Below are 24,828 nucleotides of genomic sequence, written 5' to 3' on the forward strand. Positions count from 1 at the left end.
GGTGGCGAGTGGTCTCACCCCACCGACGAAGGGCCCTCCGCCGATCGACACTCCGCGAGCCGCTTCTCCAGGAACCTCCGTTCGGAGTCGTTCTCCACGAGTTCCAGGGCCCGTTCGTAGGCCTCGGCCGCCTCGGCGGTACGCCCGTCGCGGCGCAGCAGGTCCGCGCGGGTGGCGGGGAGCAGGTGGTAGTCGGCGAGGTCGCCGTCCCGCTCCAGTTCGGCGACCAGGGCGAGCCCGGCGTCCGGGCCCTCGGCCATGCCGACGGCGACGGCGCGGTTGAGCCGGACGACGGCCGAGGGCACGAAGCGGAGCAGGGCGCCGTAGAGCGCGGCGATGTCCGCCCAGTCCGTCTCGTCCGCCGAGGCGGCGCCTGCGTGACAGGCCGCGATGGCCGCCTGGATCTGGTACGGCCCGGGCCGGCCGCGGCGCAGGGCCGTCTCCACCAGCGCCGTGCCTTCGTCGATCTCCGCTCGGTCCCAGGCCGTACGGTCCTGGTCCTCCAGGGTCACCAGGTCGCCGGCGGCGTCCACGCGCGTGTGCCGGCGGGCGTCGTGCAGCAGCAGGAGGGCGAGCAGGCCGAGCGTCTCCGGCTCGTCGGGCATGAGACGGGCCAGCAGCCGGGCGAGGCGGACGGCCTCCGCGCACAGGTCGGTGCGTACCAGTTCGGCTCCGGAGGTGGCGGCGTAGCCCTCGTTGAAGAGGAGGTAGACCACGCCCAGGACGCCGGTGGTGCGTTCGGGCAGGAGGTGGGCGGGCGGCACCCGGTAGGGGATCCCGGCGTTGCGGATCTTCCTCTTGGCCCGCACCAGGCGCTGGGCCATGGTCGCCTCGGGGACGAGGAAGGCGCGGGCGATCTCCGGCGTGGTCAGGCCCGCGAGGGTGCGCAGGGTCAGGGCGACCCGGGCCTCGACGGGCAGGGCGGGGTGGCAGCAGGTGAAGATCAGGCGCAGCCGGTCGTCCTGGACGCCGCCGTCGTCACGGTCGTACTCGGGGTCGTACGGATGCTCGTCACGGGCCAGCACGGCGGCCTCCCGGAGTCTGGCCGCCCCGACTGCCCTGCGGCGCAGGACGTCGAGGGCGCGGTTGCGGGCGGTGGTGGTCAGCCAGGCGCCGGGGCGGCGCGGGACGCCGTCGCGCCGCCACCGGTCGAGGGCCTGGGCGAAGGCGTCCTGCGCGCACTCCTCGGCCAGGTCCCAGTCGCCGGTCACCCGGATGAGGGTGGCCACGACCTGGCCCCATTCCTCGCGGAAGGCGGCGGCGACGGCCGCCTCGACGTCGTCCGTGGCGCTCACTCCCAGACCGGCCGTACCTCGACCGAACCGCCGTCGAGGGCGTACGGATGCCCGGCCGCCAGGGCGATGGCCTCGTCGAGGTCGTCGACGTCGATGAAGGCGATCGCGGCCAGGTCCTCCCCTCTGTTCGCGAACGGCCCGTCGCCGAGCAGGACTTCACCGGACTGGACGCGGACGGTGGTGGCGTCGGCGGCCGGCCGCAGCCGCACCCGGCCGGTGATCTCCGGGGGGACCAGGCACTCCGCAGGACGTTCCTCACCCCCGGCCGGGCAGCGGACCAGCAGGGCGTACCTCATCACGCCCCCTTCAGGGCCACGGCGTGTTCGTGGGTGATCAGCCGGCGCAGGCCGGTGTCGCGGTAGCCGGTGGTCACCCGCAGTGTCTCGTCGAGCGCCGTGCCGTCGGCCCGGTCCGCCGTCAGCCGGACCAGGGCATGGGCGAAGCCGACGCTCTCGTCCACGTGGACCCGCAGGTCCAGGACCTGGCGGGTCACGGGGCCGGTGACGGACGCGAACAACTCCCGCAGCGCCTCCCGGTGGGCTTTCAGGCCCTGGCGCTCCCGGCCGTCGGCGAGGTGGAAGACGGCCGCGTCCGGTGTGTAGCAGGCCAGCGCGCGGTCGAGGTCGCGGGCGCGGAAGGCGGCGGTGAGTTCCGTGTCGCGGGCGCGGATCGCGCTCTCGGCGTCGTCCTCGTCGTCCATCGGCCAGAACGGCCGTACCTCCATGGCCCCGATGGTGGCCACGGGGTGTGCGGCGGCCGCCGCGACCGCCTCCTCCAGGCTGTCGCACTCCAGGATGTCGAATCCGGCGACGTACTCCTTGGTCTCGGCGAAGGGCCCGTCGGTGCGCAGGACCTCGCCTCCGCGCACCCGCACGGTGACCGCCTCGGCGGGCAGGGCCAGCCGGTGGCCGTGCAGGCGTGCGCCGCGCTCCCCGAGTTCCTCCACCCAGGGCTCGACGGGTGCCATGCCGGAGGCGTCGGCGGTGTCGTCGCCGCAGACGAGCAGCATGTACTTCATGGGGCCCTCCCGGTCGTCATGAGCTTCCTACACCCCACCGACGAACGGGACCGCACCGAATCGACACCCGGCGTGCCGAGAGGCCGGAGCGAGTGCCCCGGCCTCTGTTCGCTCGTCCTTTACGCCGACCACGCCGACGCCGTCTGCACCGTCGGCTCTCCCGCGCCCACCGTCGACCGGGCGATGTTGCCCCGGACCAGCAGCATGGTGACCAGGGCGCCCAGCAGGGAGGCGCAGCCGCAGATCACCACGCCCACCGCCATGCCGTGCCGAGGGCGCTCTGGGCGGCGGCGCGGGCGCTGTCGCTGCCGGCGTTACGACGGCGAGCGGTCCGGCGGCCGCCTCCATGCCGGCGTCGGCGCCGCTGAGCTTGCCGACGAGCACCGAGGATGCGGCACTCATCGCGACCGTGCTGACGACGGCCGGCCCGAGGGCCTGGCCGGACTCGCGGACCAATCAGCAGCCAGCGGGGCTCGACCCGGGTGAGCATCCTGCTCAGCACGGGCGCCAGCAGCAGCGGGATCAGCTACGGGCCCCGAAGGGGCAGGCCGGCCCTGAGGGCGCTGCGGTGCATGACGGCGCCCAGCCGGATGGACACGCAGTAGGCGATGCAGATGAAGCCGCACATGCCGGCCAGGGCGACGGCGGCCGCGAAGAGTAGGCCGGGACGGCGATCCTCGGCTCGCTCGCCCTCGCCGCCATGGCCCTGATCGGGTTCCTCGTCGCGGAGATGCGTGCGGCGTCCCTTGGTGGCAGGTATGCGCCCCGAGCGGAATAGGCGCGGCGCCCAGCGTGTTGAGGATGCTGAGCAGTCGAACCGGTTTGGGCCCGCGGCGCCTGTGGTACCGTCCTGCTAGCACTTGTGTACGCCCCGTTGAGGGCGCCGGTGCCAGTTCCACTTCAGTTGGCCGCCCGCCCGCCGTCTTCCGGCCGGCGCACCGGCTTCCCACCTCCACCTCGTGACCGGCGCGTTCCCGCCCCGCATCGAGGTGCCGTTCCCGCCGCCGAAAGCGCATGCCTGCCTTTCCCTCGCGGCCTTCCCCCTCCCTCCCGCATGTCCCATGCCATTCGTCCTCGAAAGGACCGACCATCATGACCACCACTCTCGAACACCCCCCTGTACAGCAGGAATCCCGGACACAGCTCGCCGGCGGTGTCCTCGACATCGACGCGGGCGGAAAGGGCCATCTGCGCGCCGACAGCCTCCACGCCACACCTTCCGACCTGCCGGTTCCGCCCGCGCTGATCCGCCGTCACGGCCTGCGCAAGGGCGACCTGGTGGAAGGCGTGCGCGACGACAGGCGCGCGCTCACCGAGGTCGTACGGGTCAACGGGCGTACGCTCGAGGAACTTCGCGGCCGCCCGCACTTCCGCGACCTCACCCCGCTGCATCCCCGGGGGCGCATCCGCCTGGAGCACCCGGCGGCCGGGCTCGCGGGGCGTGTCACCGACCTCGTCTCACCCGTCGGGAAGGGCCAGCGCGGTCTGATCGTGGCCCCGCCCAAGACCGGCAAGACCGTGCTGCTGCAGCAGATCGCGGCCGCCGTCGCCGGCAACCATCCCGAGTGCCACCTGATGGTGGTGCTGCTGGACGAACGGCCCGAGGAGGTCACCGAGATGCGGCGCTCCGTGCGCGGCGAGGTGTACGCCTCCACCTTCGACCGGGGTCCCAAGCAGCACATCGCGCTCGCCGAACTCGTCATCGAGCGCGCGAAGCGGCTCGTCGAGGCCGGCGAGGACGTCGTGATCCTGCTCGACTCCCTGACCCGGCTGTGCCGGGCGCACAACAACGCGGCCGCCTCGAGCGGCCGTACGCTCAGCGGCGGTGTGGACGCCTCCGCGCTGCTCGGCCCTAAGCGGTTCTTCGGCGCCGCCCGGCTCGCCGAGGAGGGCGGCTCGCTGACGATCCTCGCCACCGCCCTGGTGGAGACCGGCTCGCGCGCCGACGACTACTTCTTCGAGGAGCTGAAGAGCACCGGCAACATGGAGTTGCGCCTGAGCCGCGAACTCGCCTCGCGCCGCGTCTTCCCGGCCGTCGACATCAACACCTCCGGCACCCGCCGTGAGGAACTCCTCCTCTCCCCCGCCGAGTTGACCGCCGTACGCGGCCTGCGCCGTGCCCTGCAGACCCGGGACGGGCAGGCGAGCCTGGAGACCCTTCTGGAGCGCATGCGCGACACCCCGGACAACGCCGCCTTCCTGCGGCGCATCCAGCCCACACTGCCGGCCGGCTGACGAAGCCCCTCGGTTCTGAGCACCGGATTGTCCCCTATCCTTCGGGCTGACCTGCACATGCAAAGCACAGGTTCGACACGGGGGTACAGCACATGACATATCGGCGCGCGGTCATACCGGTACTGGCCGGAGGCGCCCTGCTCACACTGCTGATGCTGTGGGCGGGAGCGAGCGCCTCGGCACTGCAACTCCAGGGCTCGGGCAACGTGTTCGACATCGAGTCCGCGAACGCCCTCAGAGTCCTGCTCTCACCCTGGTCGTACTCGGACGTGGGCGGCGGCGGCCCGTACACCGACCTCTACCGCACCGCGATGCAGATCAGGTTCGTGACGCTCTTCCTGTTCTTCGTGGCCGGTGCGCTCCTCCTGCTGCGCCGGCTGCCGCCGGTGCAGGGCCGCACACCTGCCACGCTGCTCGCGCTGTGGGCCTGGGCCCCGGTGGCGGCGACGCTGGCCGTGACCGTGTCGGCGCCCTGGCTGATCGCCTCGCGGGGGCACGGCAGTTTCCGGGTGCTGCCCCAGCTCGCGGGCGTGATCGCGTCGGGCGGTCCGGTCGCGGTGTTCGCGGGGCTGCTGGCCGCCCCGGTCACGGTGGTGGTGGCGCGTGTCATGGACAAGGACGAGGAACCGCTGCCCCGGAGAAACGTGCCGCCGCTCGCGGCCCGTCTGTCGGCGAGCACCGGGACCGCCGTGGTGGCGCTGTCGCTGGTGGTCCTCTCGTACCAGTCGGTGGCGGCCTGGATCCAGACGTCCTTCCCCGGCGAGGGACTGCTGTCCGAGCCCGGCGACCTGCTGCGCGAGTGGCTGCTGCTGGGAGCATGGAGCGACCCGACGACGTCACCCCTGGGCGACTGGCTGACGTACCGGGCGGCCGACGTGCTCGTGCTCGCCGTGGTGTGGTGGGCGCTGCGGCTGCTGCCGGCCCTCCTCACCGAGGCCACGGCGCCGACCATGGCGGCGGGCGCTGTCTGCGCGACCGTGCTGGGCCTGCTGGCGAGCCAGCTCCTGCACTGGGCGATGGACGACACCACCGCCGTACGCGGGCCGGTGTCCCTGTTGGCCGGGCTCGGCGGCGGCGTCCCGGCCGCCCTCACCTTCGGCATTCTCGCGGGGATCGCGGCCGTCGTGACGCTACGGCTGGCCGGGCACCGCAAGACCGCCGACTCCTCCGGGTGACTGCGGCATCCGGGTGCTCCCGACCGTGGCCCGGCCCGGCCATCGGCCCGCACGCCGGACCGATTCCTACGTTGACGATATGACCATCGGATTCTCCTTCCGTATGCCTCGCACCGCGGTCGCATTCCGTGTGCCCGGGACCGCGGCCGCGTTCCGTATGCCCAGGGCGGCCGCCGCGACCTGCGCGGTGTGCGTGGCGGGCGTTCTGGCGCTCGCGCCCGTCGCGGCCGCCGCCGCGACGAAGCCGGCTCCGGCCGGCGGGCCGAGGGCGGCGGCGATGCCGCGCCCGTCGCTGCTGTACCGGCACGGCACGCTCGTGCGCCCCCACCGCGGCGCTCCCGCGCTTCCCGACGTCTCCGCGCTGTCGTGGCTGGTGGCCGACGCCGATAGCGGCGAGGTGCTCGCCGCGCACGACGCGCATCGCAGGCTGCCGCCCGCCAGCACCCTCAAGACCCTGTTCGCGCTCACCGTGCTGCCGACCCTGCCGGGCGGCATCCGGCACCGGGTGCGGGAGGAGGAGTTGGCGGGCATCGGAGCAGGCAGCAGCATGGTCGGCGTCGCCGAGGGACACACGTACACCGTCGCCGACCTGTGGCGCGGGGTGTTCCTGAACTCCGGCAACGACGCGGTGCACGTCCTCGCCGCCCTCAACGGCGGCTGGGCCACGACGGCCACCCGGATGCAGGCCGAGGCGCGGGCCCTCGGCGCCCTCGACACACAGGTGCGCTCGCCCGACGGCTACGACACGCCGGGCCAGGTGTCGTCGGCGTACGACCTCGCGGTCTTCGGCCGGTCCGGGCTGCGCAACGCGGACTTCGCGCGGTACTGCGGCACCGCAGAGGCGCAGTTCCCGGACGGCACCGGAGGGTCGTACGGCATCCGGAACACCAACCGGCTGCTGACCGGAGCGGACGGTGTGGAGCCGTACCGCGGGCTGATCGGCGTCAAGAACGGCTACACCACCAACGCGGGCAACACCCTCGTGGCCGCCGCCCGACGAGACGGGCGCACCCTTGTCGTCACGGTGATGAACCCTCAGGCCGGTGGCGGAGTCACCGTCTACGAGGAGGCCCGTCAGCTGCTCGACTGGGGGTTCGGGGCGGCCGGGCGGGTGGCACCGGTGGGGTCGCTGGACGGGCTGCGGGCGCGGCCCCACCCGGGACCCCACGCCGCGCCCTTGGCCGCGGTGGTGATGCCGGAGGGCGGCGGCCCCGGATGGCCGGAGACCGGCGTCATCGCGGGGGCCGCCGCGCTGGGTGCCGGTGCCGTGGCGCTCGTGCTGCGGGGCAGAAGCCCGCGCCCGTCGGAGAGTTGACCGACGGGCAGCCGCAGCAGCAGACCGAGGGTGATCCACGCGTAGGCGTTGCCGCCCAGGAATCCGTCGATGCCGGAGGCGTCGTCGAACCACAGCCACACCACGCTGGTGCACAACACCGCGTACAGCACACCGGCGGTCCGCGGGTGCCCGGCGCGGACCAGCACCGCGAGCGCCGGCAGCACCCACACCAGGTGGTGCACCCAGGTGATCGGACTGAGCAGACACGCGGTCAGGCCGGTGAGGGCGAAGGCGCCCGGCCAGTCCCCCGCGGCGACGGCCCGCCTGGTCCGCCGGGCCCACACGGCGAGCACCACGAGCACGACGCACGCCCAGACCGCGTGGTCCGGCACTCCGAGGCGGGCCAGGACACCCTGCAGGGACTGGTTGGAGACGTAATCCAGGCGGCCCACCCGGCCGGTGTCCCACAGCGCCCGTGTCCAATAGAACCGAGAGGCGCCCGGGGCCGCCCACGCGGCGAACGCGGTCGCCGCGCACGCGACGACCGCGGTTGTGCCAGACCGCTGCCGGCCTTCGTGAGCAGCGTGGCGGTGGCGCGGCCGAGCAGGCTGGTCAGCGCCCAGTTGTGCGGGGAGACGGGCGTCCCGAGCGCCGCGATCCAGCCGTAGCCGGCGCCGGTCAGGACGGTGGTCGCGACGGCGGCCGCGGCGGTCGTGAGCACCGCGGGTGCCGGTCCGTGGCCGGCGCGGACACGAAGCGCGACGACCGCCACGAGACCGAGCACCGCGGGTGCCTTGACCAGGGCGGCCAGGGTGACGAGCACGGCCGCCGCCACCGGCCACCGGCCGAGCGCGGCAACCAGTCCCGTGCCGAGCAGTCCGAGCATGATCGCGTCGTTGTGGGCGCCGGCCACCAGGTGCAGCAGGACCAGCGGATTCAGCGCGCCGAGCCAGAGCGCCTGAGCGGGATCGGCGTCGCTGTGGCGGGCCAGGCGGGGCAGCGCCGCCGCCATCAGGGCCACGCCGAGCAGCGCCAGCAGGCGCATCCCGATCAGCCCGGCCGGCAGTTCACCGCGGGTCAGGCCCGTCAGGGCGGAGGCGACGCCGAGGAACACCGGGCCGTAGGGGGTGGCCGTCTGCCGCCACAGCGCGGGGACCTCGTCGGCGAGCGGCCCGCCGAGGTGGGCGGGACCGTATGTGTACACGTCCATGTGCGCGTCGACCATGGCGCCCCTGGGCGAGGTAGCTGTAGACGTCCCGGCTGAACAGCGGCGGGGCGAGCAGCAGCGGCGCCGCCCAGACCGCGAGGACCAGCAGCAGGGCCCGTGTCGTGGGAGGCTCGGCGGCGCGCACGAGCCTGCCCAGCAGCAGCCATGCGGCGATCAGCAGGACGACACCGAGGTACACGCAGACCAGCCCCAGCGCCACGCGCACGTCGGCGGGGGCCGACAACTCCTCGACGGGCAGGGCGCCGGCCGTCTCCCCGCCCAGCGCGAGGAAGGCGGTACCGGCCAGCCCCAGCACCTGGCAGCGGCGGAGATCGACGGGAAAGGCCATGGCCAACACTCGGGAAGCGTGTCAACGCCGGATGGCCGGAGATTGACGCGCCGCCCTCGCGTCGGAGACCTGGACGTGACCGGCGTGTGATCCCGTGGACGCGGCGATGAGTTCCACCGGGCCGGGGGGTCCTACCCGCATACGACACACCAGCGAACGGACGTGATGACGATGCCGGACAGCTCCGCCCATGCCGAGGTCAACGGGCTCCACATGTACTACGAGCTGCACGGCTCGGGCGACGGCGACCGGCGCCCGCTGGTGCTGCTGCACGGCGGGGTGCACACGATCGAACTGTCCTTCGCGGCCGTGCTGCCCGCGCTGGCCTACGGCCGGCGGATCGTCGCGCCCGAACTGCAGGGGCACGGCCGCACCGCCGACACGGCGCGCGAGATGACGGTGGCGAACCTCGCCTCGGACGTCCTGGCCCTCCTCGACGAACTCGGCATCGAGCAGGCCGACTTCCTCGGTTTCAGCCTCGGCGGGCTCACCGCGCTGGAGATCGCGGTGCGCCATCCCGAACGCGTCGGCCGCCTGGTGCTCGCCGCCACCCACTACCGCCAGGACGGCTACCACGACGAGGTGCGCACACCGGACTACGCCTCCCCGCGGCTGCCCAGCCAGGCCGACTTCCAGGAGATGGCCGAGGCGTACGCCGCCGTCGCCCCGCACCCCGAGCACTTCCAGGACTTCCTCGTCAAGGTCACGGGCGCGGCCCACGCGACGCTGCCCTGGACCGCCGACGACCTGCGCGCGCTGACCGCGCCCACCCTCCTGGTCATTGGCGACAACGACTTCGTACGAGTGGAACACGCGGCGGAGATGCAGGCTCTGATCCCCGCGGCACGGCTCGCCGTCCTGCCCGGCACCACACATGTGACCCTGATGCGGCGGGCCTCGGTGCTGGTGCCGCTGCTGACCGAGTTCCTGGACTGAGCGCGGCCCGGCGGCTCAGAACACCGACAGGCCCGTCAGGGTGGTGAAGCGGTCCAGTGCCGCCACCCCCGCCACCGAGTTGCCGCGCTCGTCGAGCCCGGGGCTCCACACGCACAGCGTGCAGCGCCCCGGCACGACCGCGATGATGCCGCCGCCCACCCCGCTCTTGCCGGGCAGGCCGACCCGGTAGGCGAACTCGCCGGCCGCGTCGTACGTCCCGCAGGTCAGCATCACCGCGTTGACCTGCTTGGCCTGGCTGCGGGTGAGCAGCCGGGTGCCGTCGGAGCGGATGCCGTGGCGGGCCAGGAAGGTGGTGGCCAGGGCGAGGTCGGCGCAGGATGCCGTGAGGGAGCACTGGCGGAAGTACTGGTCGAGCAGGACCGGGACGGGGTTGTCGATGTTGCCGTAGGACGCCATGAAGTGGCCCAGGGCGGCATTCCGGTCGCCGCGCCCCGCCTCCGAGGCGGCGACGTCCTTGTCGAAGTCGAGCGCCGGGTTGCCGCTCTCGGCGCGCAGGAAGGACAGCAGCTCGCCGGCCGCGTCGCCGGTACGAGTGTGCAGGCGGTCGGTGACGACCAGCGCGCCGGCGTTGATGAAGGGATTGCGCGGGATGCCGTTCTCGTACTCCAGCTGGACCAGGGAGTTGAACGGGTTGCCGGAGGGCTCGCGGCCCACGTGCTCCCACAGCTCGTCGCCCTCGCGGGCCAGGTCGAGGGCGAGGGTGAAGACCTTGGTGATGGACTGCGTGGAGAACGGCTCCCGCCAGTCCCCCACCCCGTACACCGTCCCGTCCAGCTCGGCCACCGCCATGCCGAAGCGGCGCGGGTCGCGGGCGGCGAGCGCCGGGATGTAGTCGGCGGGCCGGCCGCGGCCGGGGGTGCGTTCGACCTCCGCGAGGATGCGGTCGAGTACCGGTTGGAACTGCGCGGACATGATCTTCATCATGCCGTATGCCCGTTCCTGATCGCACGGCGGACGGTCGGCCACCCGACGCGGGCCCCTTCCTTCCTTGGCAGGAGGCCAATCAGGCATGTCTTGAACGAACCCCGCGCGCTGCCCCTGCGTCGGGCGCGCGGCAGGTCAGGGTGAGGGGTCGCGGGCTTCGCCGATCCGGGTCCGCGGCTGTCCATAGAGCAGAGGAGGAGCGACGCTGCGCCGGCAGAACGAATGCACCGCAGTCGCCGGCTCACCTGGGCGAGCCGACGGGCGCAGCCCCGGGGGCATGGGACTCCTGCGCACACGCGCCGCGGCGGGACTGTGCGCGACAGCGCTGGTGCTGGCCGGATGCAGCCTGCCCCGTCCGCATGTTTCCCCCCGCAGGCCAATGCTCAGACGCGGGCGGACGTTCCACCTCAGCCCGCAGGGCGACGACGGCGCCGACGGCCGCACTCCGCAGACCGCCTGGCGGCCACTGCGGCACGCCGACGCCCTGCGCTTCAAGCCGGGCGACCGGCTGCGGCTGAAGGGCGGGGCGCGCTTCACCGGCACCCCGAGCATCGGGCCGGGAGACGCCGGCGACGTCCGCAAGCCCGTCGTGGTCGAATCCTATGGATCGGGCCGTGCGACCGTCGCCGCCGTCGGCACACGCGGCATCGAGGTGCACGACACGAGCGGGGTCAGCGTCCGCGACCTGGTCCTCGTCGGCGACAAGGAGTCCTACCGGCTCCGGGACTGCATCCCCTTCGTCAGCGATCTTCCGGGCCGCCCGCGCTCGCCGCACGCGGACGGGACGTCAGATCGCCTGCGGCGCGCCGCTGCCGGCGAGCACCTCCGGCCGCAGGAGCTCGGCCAGCCGTTCCGACGGCAACAGGCCCTTCTCCAGGACGAGTTCGGCCACACCGCGGCCGGTGACGAGGGCCTCCTTGGCGATGTCGGTGGCGGCCGTGTACCCGATGTGCGGGTTGAGGGCGGTCACCAGGCCGATGGAGTTCTCGACGCTCGCGCGCAGCCTCTCGGTGTTGGCGGTGATGCCGTCCACGCACCGCTCGGCCAGCGTGACGCAGGCGCTCTGCAGATGCGTGATGCTCTCCGAGAGGGAGTGCAGGATGATCGGCTCGAAGGCGTTCAGCTGGAGCTGCCCGGCCTCGGCGGCCATGGTGATCGCGACGTCGTTGCCGATCACCTCGAAGGCGACCTGGTTGACGACCTCGGGGATCACCGGGTTGACCTTTCCGGGCATGATGCTCGAACCGGCCTGCACCGGCGGCAGGTTGATCTCGCCCAGGCCCGCACGCGGCCCGGACGACAGCAGCCGCAGGTCGTTGCAGCTCTTGGAGAGCTTGATGGCGATCCGCTTGAGCACCCCGGACATCTGGACGAACGCTCCGCAGTCCTGGGTGGCCTCGACCAGGTTGGCGGCCGTGACCAGCGGCAGCCCGGTGATGGCTGCGAGGTGGCGGCGGGCCGCCTCCGCGTATCCGGCCGGAGCGTTGAGTCCGGTGCCGATGGCCGTGGCACCGAGGTTGATCTCATGGATCAACTGGACCGCCTCGTCAAGACGGTTGCGGTCCTCGTCGATCATGACCGCGTACGCCGAGAACTCTTGACCGAGCGTCATCGGCACCGCGTCCTGCAACTGTGTACGGCCCATCTTGAGCACGTCACGGAACTCGACGGCCTTGCGGGCGAAGGAGTCCTGCAGTACGGACATCGCCTTGAGCAGTCCACGTACCGCGAAGACCGTCGCGATCTTGACGGCGGTCGGGTAGACGTCATTGGTCGACTGGCCGAGGTTGACGTCCTCGTTGGGGTGCAGGAATCCGTACTGCCCCTTCTCGTGCCCCAGCAGCTCCAGGGCCCGGTTGGCGACGACCTCGTTGGCGTTCATGTTGGTCGAGGTCCCGGCGCCGCCCTGGATCACGTCGACGACGAACTGGTCGTGCAGCTTGCCGCCCCGGATCTCCCGGCAGGCCCCGACGATCGCGGCGGCCTTCTCCGGCGCCAGCAGCCCCAGCTCCTCGTTGGCGAGGGCGGCGGCCTCCTTGACCGCGGCCAGGGCGTCGATCAGATGCGGGTAGGCGGAGATCGGCGTGCCGGTGATCGGGAAGTTCTCCGTGGCCCGCAGGGTGTGCACACCCCAGTAGGCATCGGCGGGAACATCCCGGTCACCGAGCAGATCGTGCTCGCTACGGGTGAGGGCGGCGGTCATGAGGGTACGGTTCCTCTTTCTGAGAGGGGGACATGGGCGCCCCTGCAAGGGGCGCGGGGAACTGCGCGACCGGCCACACCCGGCCCGCAGTCGCGAAACTGCACATCTGGCAGGGCCCTAGGCGCAGGCCTTGACGACAACGGGGTCCAGCGACCGAGCGGGCCGCACACACCCCACCGGCCGCCCACCACCGAGAAGCGCCTCACCCCGGAACTCGGCGAGCACCGCCGGATCGACCCCGGCCCGCGCCAGGGCGGCCGCCGCCACCGGCACCCGCGCCCGGTTCGCCCCGTCGGCGATCTTCACGGCCACGGCCCGCCCGTCCGGCAGCGCGGCGACCTGCACGCCCTCGAAGCCGTCCTTGGCGAGCAGCCCCGGCACGGCCCGCATGAGGGCGGCCACGTCCCGGCCCGAGCCGGAGGCCATCTCGGCGTGGGCGCGCATCGCGTCGGCGACGCGCGCCTCCGGTGTGCCGACGGCCGCGGTGGTGACGCGCGCGGCGGCCCGGGCGAGCCCGTGCAGGGACACCGAGAACAGCGGCGCCCCGCACCCGTCGACCGTGACCCGGGCGATCCGCTGTCCGGTGAGGTCCTCGACGATCTCGGCGATCGCCTGCTGCAGCGGATGCGCGGGGTCGAGGTACCCCTCCAGCGGCCAGTCGTTGAGCACGCACGTGTACAGCATCGCCGCGTGCTTGCCCGAGCAGTTCTGGGCGAGCCGCGAGGGCGGCCGGCCCTCCCGCACCCAGGTGTCCCGGACGACCGGGTCGAAGGGCAGGTCCGGGACGTTGCGCAGCTGGTCCTCCGTCAGAGCGGCGAGTTCGAGGATGCGCCGGGTCCCGGCGAGGTGCCGCTCCTCGCCGGAGTGGCTGGCCGCGGTGAGCGACAGGAGCTCGCCGTCGAGCGGCAGCCCCGCCCGGACCATGGCGACGGCCTGGACGGGCTTGAGGGCCGAGCGGGGGTAGAAGGCGGCCTCGATGTCGCCGAGCTGGAAGTCGACCTTCCCGTCGGTGCCGAGGACGACGACGGAACCGTAGTGGATGCCCTCCACGACCCCGCCGCGTATCAGGTGGGCGACGGGGGCGTGGAGGGGCTCGCGGATCAGGGGTGCGTCCGCGACGGAACTGCTGAACATCACTGCCTCTTGTCAGGGAGCGCCGCGTGGGTCACGCGTCGGCTCCGGTAGATGCGTTCTCGGTGGAGGTGCGTCCGACACGGCCGCGGATGGCGAACCATCCGCCGACCAGGGCTCCGACGATCAGCGGCAGGCACAGCACGGTGGTGCGGCCGGCGCCTCCGTCGGCGTACATGAGGACCAGGACGGAGGCGAGGAAGGCCAGCGTCACGAGTTCGGTCCAGGGAGAGCCCGGCAGCCGGTAGCCGGGGCGAGTCAGCTCGCCGTTCTGGGTCTTCCGCCAGAACAGGAGGTGACAGACCATGATCATGCCCCAGGTGGAGAGGATGCCGATCGCCGCGAAGTTCAGGACGATCTCGAAGGCGTCCGCGGGGACCACGAAGTTCAGGCCGACGCCCAGGACACAGATACCGCTGGTGAGCAGGATGCCGCCGTAGGGGACCTGGCTCCGGCTCATCACACGGGTGAACTTCGGCGCGGAGCCTGACATGGCCATGGAGCGCAGGATGCGGCCGGTGGAGTACAGGCCGGAGTTGAGCGAGGACATGGCCGCAGTGAGCACGACGAGGTTCATCACGCCGCCCGCCGCGGGGATGCCGATGTTGGAGAGCACGGTCACGAAGGGGCTCTCGGCGGCGCTGTACCTGTTCCAGGGCAGCAGCATCGACAGCAGGACGACCGAGCCGACGTAGAACAGGCCGACGCGCCACATGATCGAGTTGATCGCCTTGGGCATGATCTTCTCGGGGTTCTGGGTCTCGCCGGCCGCGACGCCGACCAGTTCGACGGAGGCGTAGGCGAAGACGACGCCCTGGATGATCAGCAGCATGGGCAGCAGGCCGTTGGGGAAGACGCCGCCGTTGTCGGTGATCAGGGACGGTCCGGGGTGCGCGCCGTCGACGGGGTGCTGGGTGACCAGCAGGAAGATGCCGATGCACATGAACACCACCAGCGCGCTGACCTTGACGATCGCGAACCAGAACTCGAGCTCACCGAAGATCTTGACCGAGATCAGGTTGACGGTCAGCACGACGGCGAGGGCGATCAATGCGATCAGCCATTGGGGGACGTCGGAGAACATGCCCCAGTAGTGCGTGTAGGTGGCCACGGCGGTGATGTCGGCGATGCCGGTGGTCGCCCAGTTCAGGAAGTACATCCAGCCCGCGGTGTAGGCGCCCTTCTCGCCCATGAACTCGCGGGCGTACGACACGAAGGCGCCGGAGGAGGGCCGGTACAGCACGAGTTCGCCGAGGGCGCGCACGACCAGGAAGGCGAAGATGCCGCAGACCGCGTAGGCGATGAACAGGGAGGGGCCGGCGTCGGCGAGACGGCCGCCGGCGCCGAGGAAGAGACCGGTGCCGATGGCGCCGCCGATGGCGATCATGTTGACGTGCCGGGACTTCAGCGACTTGCTGTAGCCCGCGTCGCCCGCGTCGACGTGTACGGCCGGTGTGCGCGTCTCTTCTTTGAGGTGCTCGCTCACGCCTCGGGTCCGCCTTCCGTGGGTGTTTCCGCGCGCGGAGGGCGCACGATGTCGGTGAGGGTGGTCTCGACGCGGTCGAGATGGTGCGCCATGGCGTCCGTCGCGTCGAGTTCGGAACCGTCCATCAGCGCCTCGACGATCGCCCGGTGCTCGCGGTTGGACTGCTCGCGGCGTCCGCCCAGTTCGTTCAGGAAGGCCGACTGACGCGCCAGTGCGTCGCGGATCTCCTCGATGACCCGGCGGAAGACCGGGTTCTGGGCGGCCTGGGCGACGGCGAGGTGGAACAGCGAGTCCAGGGCGACCCAGGAGGTGGTGTCGGTCTCCCGCTCCATGCGCTCCAGCAGGTGCGTCAGGTGGTCGAGGTCCTCCGGGGTGCGGCGCCGGGCCGCGTAGCCCGCCACCGGGATCTCCACGTGGCGGCGCACCTCCAGCAGGTCGCTGGCCGCGTAGTCGCCGAAGGTGGGGTCCTCCACGGCGCTCGCGACGACGAAGGTGCCCTTGCCCGTCTTGGAGACCGTCAGGCCCATCGTCTGCAGGGCCCTGAGGGCCTCGCGCAGGACGGGCCGGCTGACCTCGAGGGTGCGGCACAGCTCGGCCTCGGAGGGAAGCTTGTCCCCCACCGCGTACTCGCCGTTCTCGATGGCGGCGCGCAGATGGGCCAGGACCGCTTCCATGGCGCTGATGCGCCGCGGACCCTGACTGGCTGTCTTGCTGTCTGACAGGTTCACGGGAGTGATCCTCCGGGTGACGTACGGGGGCTGTCAAGGGAGCTGAATGAAAAGATTCGCGGGGTGTGCGATCTGAAAACAGACCTCACACCCCGCGTCGGGCGACCGTACGGGTCAGCTGCTGATCGCGCCCCCGCCGAGCAGGCCCAGCAGCAGCACGCCGACGATGATCCGGTAGATCACGAAGGCGTTGAAGGAGTGCTTGGCGACGAACTTCAGCAGCCAGGCGATGGAGGCGTAGGCGACCACGAAGGAGGTGGCGGTGCCGACGGCCAGGGGGGCGAGCCCCACCCCGGCGCCCAGGGCGTCCTTGAGTTCGTACAGGCCCGCACCGGTCAGCGCGGGGATGCCGAGGAAGAAGGACAGGCGCGTGGCGGCCACGCGGTCCAGGTCCAGGATCAGGGCCGTGGACATGGTGGCACCCGACCGGGAGAAGCCCGGGAACAGCAGGGCGAGGATCTGCGAGCCGCCGACCAGCATCGCGTCCTTGAACGTGGTGTCGTCCTCACCGCGCTTGTGCCGGCCCATCTGGTCCGCCGCCCACATCACACCACTGCCGACGATCAGCGAACCGGCGACCACCCACAGCGAGGCGAGCGGGCCCTCGATCAGCGGCTTGGCGGCCAGACCCACGACCACGATGGGGATGGTGGCGTAGATGACCCACCAGGCGAACTTGTAGTCGTGGTGGTAGCGCTCCTCCTTGTTGGCCAGACCCCGGCCCCACGCGGAGACGATCCGCACGATGTCCTTGAAGAAGTACAGGAGCACCGCGGCGATCGCGCCGACCTGGATGACCGCCGAGAAGCCGACGACGGCGTCGTCGTCGACCGGGATGTTCATGAGCCCTTCGGTGATCTTCAGATGCCCGGTGGAGGAGACGGGAAGGAACTCGGTCAGTCCTTCCACGACTCCGAGGACGGCGGCCTGACCGACGTTGATGACGCTCATGGGATCCAGTTCTGAGGAGTTGGTCGACAGTGCTGTAGACAGTCTTACTACGAGCGGGTGTGGGCCTTTGCGGCTACCCCCACAGCGCCCGGGCGAGCGAAACCCCGGCAAAGGCCGCACCCAGGCCCGCCGTCACACTTCCGACGACGTTGGCCGCAGCGTAGAGCCCCGCCCCTGTCTCGGTCAGCCGCAGGGTCTCGTAGGAGAAGGTCGAGTAGGTCGTCAGCGCTCCGCACAGGCCGGTTCCGAGGAGCAGCTGCGCCTGGGAACCGGCGGCACCCTGGGCCGCGGCACCGGTCAGCAGGCCCAGGATCAGGCAGCCGGTGACGTTGACCGCGAACGTGCCCCAGGGGAAGACCGAGTCGTGCCGGGACTGCACCGCGCGGTCGGTGAGGTAACGCAGCGGTGCGCCGACCATGGCCCCCGCGACGACCAACAGCCAGTTCACAACGACTTCTTACCCTTCCTGTCCGACGCACCGGCGGCCCTGTCGCGGCCGACGTACCGGATGACCTCGCAGTCGTCGAGGATCACGAGTCCTTCCTCCACGAGTTCGTCGAGCTGCGGCAGGAAGGCGCGGACGCGCTCCTCGGTGTCGACGACGACGATCGCCACCGGCAGGTCCTCGCTCAGCGACAGCAGCCGCGAGGTGTGGATCAACGAGGAGGCGCCGAAGCCCTCGATACCGCGGAAGACGCTGGCGCCGGCGAGGCCGGCCGCGTGCGCGCGGTGGACGATCTCGGAGTACAGCGGTTTGTGGTGCCAGGTGTCGTTCTCACCGATGAAGACGGTCACGCGCAGGGCACTGCCGGTCAGCCTCGTCATGGCTGCCTCCACTTCAGGACGCGGCGGGCGGCGGTGACCGCGAGCCACACCGCCGTGAGGGCCGCGAGCAGCGTCGCGGCGAGGTAGGCCAGCCCGGTGCCCGGGTGGCCGGCGTCGACGAGCTTCTGGATGTCGACGGCGTAGGTGGAGAAGGTGGTGAAGCCGCCCAGGACCCCGGTGCCGAAGAAGGGGCGCACGAGCCGGTGGGCGGCCCACACATCGGTGATGACGACCATGAAAACGCCGATCACGGCGCAGCCGACGACATTGGTCCAGAACGTCGCCCACGGGAAGTGACCCGCCGGGGTGGGCCACGCCAGGGTGAGCGCGTAACGGGCGCTCGCGCCGAGGGCTCCGCCCAGCGCCACCACCGCGAGGACCGGCGCCTGGGTGCGCCAGGCCGGCGCTCGCCGGGTGCGGGCCGGGGCGCGCAGGCTCTCGGCTTCCGGTGCGGTCATGGTCGTACGTCTCCTACTCGCCGGGATCCGGATGCGCGGGCGCCGCTCCTTCGCAAGTAGGGACCGTTGGCGGCACCGGTGCCGCGGTTCGGGTACGGCGGGCCCCACCGCCGCGCCGCGAAAGGGGTCGCGGCCGGGCTACAGCGTAGCGTCCGGGCCGCGCGGAGGTCATTTCGGGTCCGGCCGCTCGCACACGGCCACTCCGCGCTCCCAGATGCTGCCCAGGACGAGGCGGTCGCCGGCCTGGCAGACGCTGGTGACGAAGCGGAAGCCGGAGCGGTGGTGGGTGAGGTGGTGGACGACCGTGCCCCGGTCGTCGACCGCGAGGACACCGATGGTGCCGGTGGGGCGGTAGGGGGCGCGGACGGCGACACGGGCGGCCGCGGCGCGGACCGCGGGGGCGGTGCGGTGCAGCAGGTCCAGCGGGGGGATGCGGGGGCCGGCCAGGGAGACCCAGACGGGTCCGTCGGGTGCGCAGCGCCAGATGTTGTCGGGCATGCCGGGGAGGTTCTCGACGAAGGGCTCGCCGTGTCCGGCCTTCGGTCCGCTCAGCCAGTAGCGGGTGAGCCGGCGGGCGCCGGTCTCGGCGACGACCAGGAACGACTCATCGGAGCTCAGCGCCAGCCCGTTCGCGAACTGCAGGCCGTCCAGCAGCACTTCGGGGTGTTCGCTGCCGGGCGCCAGGCGCAGCAGCCGGCCGCTGGCGGTGTGTTCGACGATGTCGCCGATCCACTGGTGCAGGGGGTAGCGGCGGCTGGAGACGGTGAAGCAGACGCTGCCGTCGGACAGCGCCACGACGTTGCTGCAGAACCGCAGCCGCTCCCCCGCCACCGAGTCGGCGAGGATGCGGACGATGCCCTCGCGCAGGTCGACGCGGAGCAGGCCGAGCTCGGCGTCGCAGACCAGCAGGGCGTCGTCCGGCAGCAGTTCGAGGCCGAGGGGCCGGCCGCCGGTCTCGGCGAGGACCTCGACGCGGGCGGGCGAGTCGTCGGTGAGGCCGTCGATGCGCAGGATGCGGCCGTCCTCCACGCCGGTCAGCACGCGGCCGCGGGCGTCGGCCACGACGTCCTCGGGGCCGCGGCCGCCGACGGCGACGTATTTCAGCGGGACAAGTGCGGCGGGACGGTCCATGAGAACCTCCTCGTCGAGGTCGGGACAGTTCATGCTGGCATGCGTACGGACGTCCGACGGGTACCCGCGTCACTCGATCAGGTTTACCTCGGGGCTTTTCTGCCCACTCAGTCCATCGCCACCAGTGTCTCCACCGGACCATGCGCACAGCGGTGTTCCGGTCACGAAGAAGGGGTGGTCCCATGTCACGGTCGTCCGCGTGGTGGCACCGACTGGGGCTGGCCGAGCTCCATCGGCGCGGCGCGGAACTGGAGTTGCTGCACCGGGCCATGGGCTTCGCCACTCTCGCCCTGGTCACCCTGGCGCCGCTGCTGATCGTCGTCGCGGCGGCGGATCCGCTCGGGCACGGTGGGTTCGCGTTGTGGCTGGTGGACGGCATGGACCTGTCGGGCCGGTCCGCGCAGGCGCTCTCGCACGTCTTCACCCCGCCGCGCAAGGTCATCAGCACCACCAGCGCGTGGAGCGTGGCACTGCTCGCGCTGTTCGGTCTGTCCTTCGCGTCCAGCGTGCAGAACGGCTACGAGAGGATCTGGAAGCCGTCGGCCGGCCCGTGGCACCGCCTGTACCGCCAAGTGGTGTGGCTGGTGGTGCTGATGATGTACGTGTACACGCAGGTGCAGACCCGCAGTGTGCTCGGCGGCACGCCCCGCATCCCGCTCAGCCTGGTGGTCGGGCTGCTGTTCTTCTGGTGGAGCGCCCACTTCCTGCTCGCCGGCGAGGTGCGCTGGCGCCATCTGCTGCCCGGGGCCGTCGCCACGATGGCGGGTCTGGTGGGCCTGCGCTGGTTCTCGTATCTGGTGTTCACGCCGCTGCTGGTCACCAACGCGGTCAGCTACGGGCCCATGGGCACCATCCTGGTGGTGGAGTCCTGGCTGGTCGGCGTGGGATTCGTGGTGTTCGGCGGCGCGCTGGTCGGGCGGCTGCTGTGCGAGCGGTTCGGTTACACGGAGGAGCCGCCCGAGGACGAGAGCGGCACGGATCAGGGACCGCCGACGGTGCCGTCGTCGCGGGGGACGGTCTAGGGGCCTGTCCCACGTCCCCTCCCCCGCCGCGGCTACCAGCCCTTCTCGAACATGCGGGCCACCTCGGCGATGCGCACCTCGTCGCGCCGGTAGTAGGTGCGCTGCCGGCTCCCGCTGGTGCTCAGCAGGCCCAGGTCCGCGAGCAGGTCGAGGTGGGTCACGGCGACGGCGCGGGGCACGCCCAGCCTGCTCGCCACGGCGTCCGCGGTGACACCGTCCTCGACCGGGTCTCCGTGCGGCTGCGGGGCGAAGTGCGCGACCGGGTCCTTGAGCCACTCCAGGATGTCCTGACGCAGCGTGCCGCCGGGAGTCCTCAGCATCTCGTCCCCCTTACCGGACGGGGCCACCGCGTACCGCGTCCTCCCACTGTCCCGCAGGGCGCGCCGCCGTGTCCGGGACTCGGTGGCCTTTGTCCGGGACCCGTCGGCCCGGTGCGGGGTGGGCCGTCGGTCCCGGCGGCGGGAACATGGGCGAGGGCCCGGCCGCTCCCCTGCGACCGGGCCCCCTCCACACAGGTTCAGCGATGGCTGAACCAGCTCATGGCCGAGGTCGCCCTGTCGTTGTAGTCGAACAGGGCCTGGTTCTCCCAGCCGTTGCCGGAGGCGGAGTCGGTGGGGTCCCAGCCGTTGCCGGTGACCGCGGTCCAGGTGGCCTCCCAGTAGAAGACGCCGAGGCCCTTGTTGCCGGGGACGGCCTCCACGATGTTCGCGACGGCGTTCATCCAAGCCAGCTGGCCCGCCTGGGTGGCCGGGTAGCCGGTGACGAGCTCGCCGGTGGTGTCGATCTGGTTCTCCAGCGAGTCGTCCTGGGCGAGGGTGAACGGGTAGGCCGTCTCCGCGACGAACACCGGCTTGCCGTAGCGGGAGACGACGTCGTCCAGGGTGGTCTGGGCGGCGGCGAGCGAGCCGTGCCAGTACCCGTAGTAGGACAGGCCGATGACGTCGTAGTCGACGCCGTACGTCCTGGCGTTGTCGAACCACCAGCGGACGGTGGAGTCGTCACCGGCGTTGGCCAGGTGCAGCGCGACCCGGGTGCCGGCGGAGACCGCCTTGACGGCGCTGTAGCCGGAGTTGAGCAGGCCGGCGAGCTGCGACCAGTTGTCCGTGGAGCCCTCGCTCCACAGCATGCCGCCGTTGATCTCGTTGCCGACCTGCACCATGTCGGCGGTGGTGCCCTGCGCCTTCAACGCGTTCAGCACGTCGTACGTGTGGTTGTACACGTCCGTCTTGAGCTGACCGTAGGTGTGGCCGGACCAGGCGGCCGGCTTGGTCTGCTTGCCGGGGTCGGCCCAGGAGTCCGAGTAGTGGAAGTCGACCAGCAGCTTCATGCCGGCCAACTTGACGCGCTTGGCCATGGCCAGCACACGCGCCTTGTTGTTGTAGCCGTCGGCCGGGTCGACCCAGACCTTCAGCCGCGCGTAGTTCATGCCGGCGCTCTTGAGGATGGTGACCGCGTCACCGGTGGTGCCGGAGCCGGTCCTGTACACCCCGCCGAGGGCCTCGCTCTTGGCGAGGGAGGATATGTCGGCACCCTTGACGGACAGTCCCGTCGATCCGGATGCGAACGTCAGGTCGTCGACATTGATCCAGTTGCCCGCGTTCGCGTCACTGTTGATGCTGATGGTGCACTGATTGTTGGTCACCTTGACCGACGTGACGACACGGACCCAGCTGCTGGTGGAAACCGGCAGGTCGGTGCGCTGTTCGGAACTGCCGCAGTTCTTCAGGGACATGTACGCGGAGTTCTGCCCGCCGCTGGAGCGCACCCAGGCGGTGAGCGTGTAGCTGCCATTGGTCAGCCCCGACAGGTACTGGTAGGTCTCCACCTTGTAGGCGGACGCCGAGTAGTGGGACAGCCGGTAGCTCCCGCTGTGACCGCCGGACTCGGTGTACGAGGCGCCGGTGTCGCCGTACTCGGACCAGCCCGCGGGGGCGGCGACGCCCGTGCCGTCGGACTCGAAGCCGCCGTTGGCCAAAGCGGTGGCCGCGTGTGCGCTGGTGGCGGGCAGGGCGATGAGGGCGAGCCCGGCCACGAGCGGCAGCAGCAGGGCTCTGAGGGTGCGTCTGGGATGGAACATCGTCGTCCGTCGTCCCTTCGACGAATGGGGATGGGGGTTCCCTCCGATGGGCCCTCCGATGGAGGTGCACCTCCGATGGAGACCCTTCGGTGGAGGTGCACGTCCGATGGAGACCCCCCGGTGGAGGTGCCTTTCGGTGGTGCCCGGAGGGAGAGCCCCTCCGCCCGCGGCTCTCGTGGCACACGCGGGCGGAGGGGAGTCGGCTCAGCCGTCGAGTCGTACGACCCGCACGGCTCCCGCGGGCACTTCCAGGCGGCCCGCGGCGCGTTCGCCCGTGAGCAGTTCGGTGCCGTGCGCCTCCAGCGGCACCTTGGCGTCCGTGGCGGTGTGGTTGATCGCGAAGAGGTAGCTGCCCGAGTCGCCGGTGCGGCGTACGACCTCGACGTCGCGGGGCAGGTCGGCGCGCGGCGCGATACGGGCGTCCTCGACGGCCCAGCCGAGCAGCGCGTCCAGCCCCTCGGGGGCAAGGCGGGTGGAGACGTACCAGGCGGTGCCCTCGCCGAGGCGGTGGCGGGTGACGGCCGGGTGGTCCGCGGTCAGGCCGTCGGCGTACGTCCACACGGTCTCCGCGCCGCGCGGGGCGACGAACTCCGTCCACACGTCGCCGGCGAGTTCGGAGCCGTCCGGGCCGGTCAGGCGCACCGACTCGCCCGGCAGCAGCGGCGAGAACTCCTCGACGGTCAGCCCGAGCACGTCCCTGAGCGCGCCGGGGCAGGCGCCCTCGTGGACCCCGTCGTGCTCGTCGACGATGCCGGAGAAGTACGACACCACGAGGGTGCCGCCGTTCTCGACGTACTCCCTGAGGTTGTTCCCGGCCGCCTCCGTCATCAGGTACAGGGCGGGCACGACGACAAGGGGATATTTCGACAAGTCGGCTTCCGGGTGCGCGAAGTCGACGGTGAGGTGGCGGTCGTAGAGGGCTTCGTAGAAGGCGTCGGCGCGTTCGCGCGCGTCGTGGTCCTGGCTGGGGCGCCAATCGAGGGTCTGCGCCCACCAGGAGTGCCAGTCCCACAGGACGGCGACGTCGGCCTCGGTGCGGGTGCCGCGGACGGTGCCGATCGAGCCGAGTGCCGCGCCCAGTTCGACGACCTCGCGCCACACGCGCGTGTCGGTGCCGCCGTGCGGGACCATCGCCGAGTGGAACTTCTCGGCGCCGCGCCGGGACTGGCGCCACTGGAAGAACATCGCACCGTCGGAGCCGCGGGCCACGTGTGCCAGGGAGTTGCGGGCCATCTGGCCCGGCGCCTTGGCGGGGTTGCGGGGCTGCCAGTTGACGCCCGAGGTGGAGTGTTCGAGCAGCAGCCAGGGGGCGCCGCCCGCCACGGAGCGGGTGAGGTCGGCGGCCATGGCGAGGTTGACGTGGGTGCGGCGGCCGTCGGTGATCAGGTAGTGGTCGTTGGTGACGATGTCGACCTCGCGGCCCCAGGCCCAGTAGTCGACGGAGTCGCATTGGCTGAGGGCGGTCATGAAGTTCGTGGTGACCGGCACGCCCGGCGAGAGGCGGTGCAGGATGTCCCGCTCCATGCGGAAGTTCTCGCGCATGGTGGCGTCGGCGAAGCGCTTGTAGTCCAGCGCCTGGGCCGGATTGACGGCCGTCGGGGTGGCGCTGGGCGGCGCGATCTGCTCGAAACCGGTGTAGCGCTGGCCCCAGAAGGCCGTGCCCCACGCCTCGTTGACGGCTTCGAGGCTCCCGTACGACGACTCGAGCCAGCGTCGGAAGTGGGCGGCGCAGGAGTCGCAGTAGCAGGCCGAGACCGGGACGCCGTACTCGTTGTGCACGTGCCACATCGCCACGGCCGGGTGGGCGCCGTAGCGCTCGGCGAGCCGAGTGGTGATCCCGGCGGCGGCCGCGCGGTAGTCGGCGTTGCTGTGACAGATGGCGGCGCGCGAGCCGAACGCGAAGCGCACGCCCTCGCGGCTGACCGGCAGCGCCTCCGGATGGGCCCGGTAGAACCACGCGGGCGGGCAGACGGTGGGGGTGCCCAGGTCGACGCGGATGCCGCCCGCGTGCAAAAGGTCGAGGACGCGGTCCAGCCAGCCGAAGTCGTACGCGCCGGGTGAGGGTTCCAGCAGCGCCCAGGAGAAGATCCCGACGCTCACCATGGTGACGCCGGCCTCGCGCATCAGCCGGACGTCCTCCTGCCACACGCTCTCCGGCCACTGCTCGGGGTTGTAGTCCCCGCCGAAGGCGAGCCTGGTGAGGCCCCTGGGGCTGTTCTCCGGCATGGATCTCTCCCGAGTTGGTCGATCATTTGGGAACGTGCACACACATCCGGGGCGGTGCTAGCCCAACATAACCGCACAGCAACAACCATTGACAAGTGTCCGGGATGTTTCTCTACTGTGAACGCTCACAGAGCAGAACGACAGGTCCTCGCGA

General features: G+C 71.6%; 22 protein-coding genes and 2 pseudogenes. 5 read left to right on the forward strand and 19 right to left on the reverse strand.

All coding sequences use genetic code 11. From position 1 onward, the window contains the following. Positions 1–14 precede the first annotated feature (14 nt). From FBY22_RS24360 to FBY22_RS45345, 4 genes are all read right to left on the reverse strand, one after another. Positions 15–1,295 (reverse strand): RNA polymerase sigma factor, encoded by a 1,281-nt coding sequence (locus tag FBY22_RS24360; protein WP_142149322.1) that lies wholly within the window; start codon positions 1,293–1,295, stop codon positions 15–17. After that, complete coding sequence (locus FBY22_RS24365; protein ID WP_142149324.1) at positions 1,292–1,591, reverse strand: YciI family protein; 300 nt, start codon at positions 1,589–1,591, stop codon at positions 1,292–1,294. Before FBY22_RS24365 ends, FBY22_RS24360 begins: the two co-directional genes overlap by 4 nt. Beyond that, complete coding sequence (locus FBY22_RS24370; protein ID WP_142149326.1) at positions 1,591–2,313, reverse strand: YciI family protein; 723 nt, start codon at positions 2,311–2,313, stop codon at positions 1,591–1,593. The genes FBY22_RS24365 and FBY22_RS24370 overlap by 1 nt, the downstream gene beginning before the upstream one ends. Before the next feature lie 119 nt (positions 2,314–2,432). Continuing rightward, positions 2,433–2,570 carry a hypothetical protein gene (locus FBY22_RS45345; RefSeq protein WP_260845100.1) on the reverse strand — a complete coding sequence of 46 codons (138 nt, stop codon included), beginning with the start codon at positions 2,568–2,570 and terminating at the stop codon, positions 2,433–2,435. A gap of 835 nt (positions 2,571–3,405) precedes the next feature. Here FBY22_RS45345 and rho point away from each other — a divergent pair. From rho to FBY22_RS24390, 3 genes are all read left to right on the forward strand, one after another. After that, a complete protein-coding gene (rho, locus tag FBY22_RS24380) occupies positions 3,406–4,548 on the forward strand; it encodes a transcription termination factor Rho (RefSeq protein ID WP_142149328.1) in 1,143 nt (380 codons plus the stop codon). 92 nt (positions 4,549–4,640) lie between these two features. Further along, a complete protein-coding gene (locus FBY22_RS24385; RefSeq protein WP_142149331.1) occupies positions 4,641–5,723 on the forward strand; it encodes a hypothetical protein in 1,083 nt (360 codons plus the stop codon). 79 nt (positions 5,724–5,802) lie between these two features. Beyond that, positions 5,803–7,038: a D-alanyl-D-alanine carboxypeptidase family protein gene (locus FBY22_RS24390; protein ID WP_260845101.1), complete on the forward strand. Its 1,236-nt coding sequence runs from the start codon at positions 5,803–5,805 to the stop codon at positions 7,036–7,038. Positions 7,039–7,310: 272 nt separating this feature from the next. Here FBY22_RS24390 and FBY22_RS45350 read toward each other — a convergent pair. Together FBY22_RS45350 and mptB are read right to left on the reverse strand one after the other, a co-directional pair. Further along, positions 7,311–7,661: pseudogene (locus FBY22_RS45350) on the reverse strand (glycosyltransferase 87 family protein); the annotation flags it as partial. Next, a pseudogene (mptB, locus tag FBY22_RS44280) lies at positions 7,553–8,555 on the reverse strand (polyprenol phosphomannose-dependent alpha 1,6 mannosyltransferase MptB); the annotation flags it as partial. The pseudogenes mptB and FBY22_RS45350, both read right to left, overlap by 109 nt. A gap of 171 nt (positions 8,556–8,726) precedes the next feature. On the opposite strand from mptB, the gene FBY22_RS24400 reads away from it, so the two are divergent. Then, positions 8,727–9,491: an alpha/beta fold hydrolase gene (locus tag FBY22_RS24400; RefSeq protein ID WP_260845102.1), complete on the forward strand. Its 765-nt coding sequence runs from the start codon at positions 8,727–8,729 to the stop codon at positions 9,489–9,491. A 15-nt stretch (positions 9,492–9,506) separates the two neighbouring features. On the opposite strand, the gene FBY22_RS24405 is transcribed toward FBY22_RS24400, so the two are convergent. The 10 genes from FBY22_RS24405 to FBY22_RS24450 form a co-directional block, all read right to left on the reverse strand. After that, positions 9,507–10,433 (reverse strand): glutaminase, encoded by a 927-nt coding sequence (locus FBY22_RS24405; protein WP_142152492.1) that lies wholly within the window; start codon positions 10,431–10,433, stop codon positions 9,507–9,509. A gap of 790 nt (positions 10,434–11,223) precedes the next feature. Then, on the reverse strand, positions 11,224–12,639 hold the full coding sequence (gene aspA, locus FBY22_RS24410) for an aspartate ammonia-lyase (RefSeq protein ID WP_142149333.1): 1,416 nt from the start codon (positions 12,637–12,639) through the stop codon (positions 11,224–11,226). A gap of 117 nt (positions 12,640–12,756) precedes the next feature. Then, a complete protein-coding gene (locus FBY22_RS24415) occupies positions 12,757–13,773 on the reverse strand; it encodes an asparaginase (RefSeq protein WP_142149335.1) in 1,017 nt (338 codons plus the stop codon). A gap of 31 nt (positions 13,774–13,804) precedes the next feature. Beyond that, entirely contained in the window at positions 13,805–15,256 is a 1,452-nt protein-coding gene (locus FBY22_RS24420) for an amino acid permease (protein WP_142149337.1), read from the reverse strand. Beyond that, positions 15,253–15,930 carry a FadR/GntR family transcriptional regulator gene (locus FBY22_RS24425; RefSeq protein ID WP_142152493.1) on the reverse strand — a complete coding sequence of 226 codons (678 nt, stop codon included), beginning with the start codon at positions 15,928–15,930 and terminating at the stop codon, positions 15,253–15,255. The genes FBY22_RS24420 and FBY22_RS24425 overlap by 4 nt, the downstream gene beginning before the upstream one ends. 168 nt (positions 15,931–16,098) lie before the next feature. Continuing rightward, on the reverse strand, positions 16,099–16,935 hold the full coding sequence (locus tag FBY22_RS24430) for an undecaprenyl-diphosphate phosphatase (protein WP_142149339.1): 837 nt from the start codon (positions 16,933–16,935) through the stop codon (positions 16,099–16,101). Positions 16,936–17,008: 73 nt separating this feature from the next. Beyond that, the gene (crcB, locus tag FBY22_RS24435) at positions 17,009–17,383 is read right to left on the reverse strand and encodes a fluoride efflux transporter CrcB (protein ID WP_142149341.1); all 375 of its coding nucleotides are present in this window, start codon (positions 17,381–17,383) and stop codon (positions 17,009–17,011) included. Then, positions 17,380–17,760 carry a DUF190 domain-containing protein gene (locus FBY22_RS24440; RefSeq protein WP_142149343.1) on the reverse strand — a complete coding sequence of 127 codons (381 nt, stop codon included), beginning with the start codon at positions 17,758–17,760 and terminating at the stop codon, positions 17,380–17,382. Before FBY22_RS24440 ends, crcB (FBY22_RS24435) begins: the two co-directional genes overlap by 4 nt. Then, positions 17,757–18,218: a fluoride efflux transporter CrcB gene (crcB, locus tag FBY22_RS24445; protein WP_142149345.1), complete on the reverse strand. Its 462-nt coding sequence runs from the start codon at positions 18,216–18,218 to the stop codon at positions 17,757–17,759. The genes FBY22_RS24440 and crcB (FBY22_RS24445) overlap by 4 nt, the downstream gene beginning before the upstream one ends. Positions 18,219–18,386: 168 nt before the next feature. Continuing rightward, entirely contained in the window at positions 18,387–19,349 is a 963-nt protein-coding gene (locus FBY22_RS24450) for an SMP-30/gluconolactonase/LRE family protein (protein WP_142152494.1), read from the reverse strand. 182 nt (positions 19,350–19,531) lie between these two features. Here FBY22_RS24450 and FBY22_RS24455 point away from each other — a divergent pair, with 182 nt between their 5' ends. Next, the gene (locus FBY22_RS24455) at positions 19,532–20,371 is read left to right on the forward strand and encodes a YihY/virulence factor BrkB family protein (RefSeq protein ID WP_260845103.1); all 840 of its coding nucleotides are present in this window, start codon (positions 19,532–19,534) and stop codon (positions 20,369–20,371) included. A gap of 32 nt (positions 20,372–20,403) precedes the next feature. On the opposite strand, the gene FBY22_RS24460 is transcribed toward FBY22_RS24455, so the two are convergent. The 3 genes from FBY22_RS24460 to FBY22_RS24470 form a co-directional block, all read right to left on the reverse strand. Then, positions 20,404–20,691, reverse strand: coding sequence for a helix-turn-helix domain-containing protein (locus tag FBY22_RS24460; RefSeq protein WP_142149347.1), 288 nt, complete (start codon positions 20,689–20,691; stop codon positions 20,404–20,406). Between the two features lie 197 nt (positions 20,692–20,888). Further along, entirely contained in the window at positions 20,889–22,448 is a 1,560-nt protein-coding gene (locus FBY22_RS24465; protein WP_142149349.1) for a glycosyl hydrolase 53 family protein, read from the reverse strand. A 204-nt stretch (positions 22,449–22,652) separates the two neighbouring features. Further along, positions 22,653–24,674, reverse strand: coding sequence for a beta-galactosidase (locus FBY22_RS24470; RefSeq protein WP_142149351.1), 2,022 nt, complete (start codon positions 24,672–24,674; stop codon positions 22,653–22,655). Between the last annotated feature and the right edge of the window lie 154 nt (positions 24,675–24,828).

This window comes from Streptomyces sp. SLBN-31 (genome assembly GCF_006715395.1).
Taxonomy (GTDB): Bacteria; Actinomycetota; Actinomycetes; order Streptomycetales; family Streptomycetaceae; genus Streptomyces.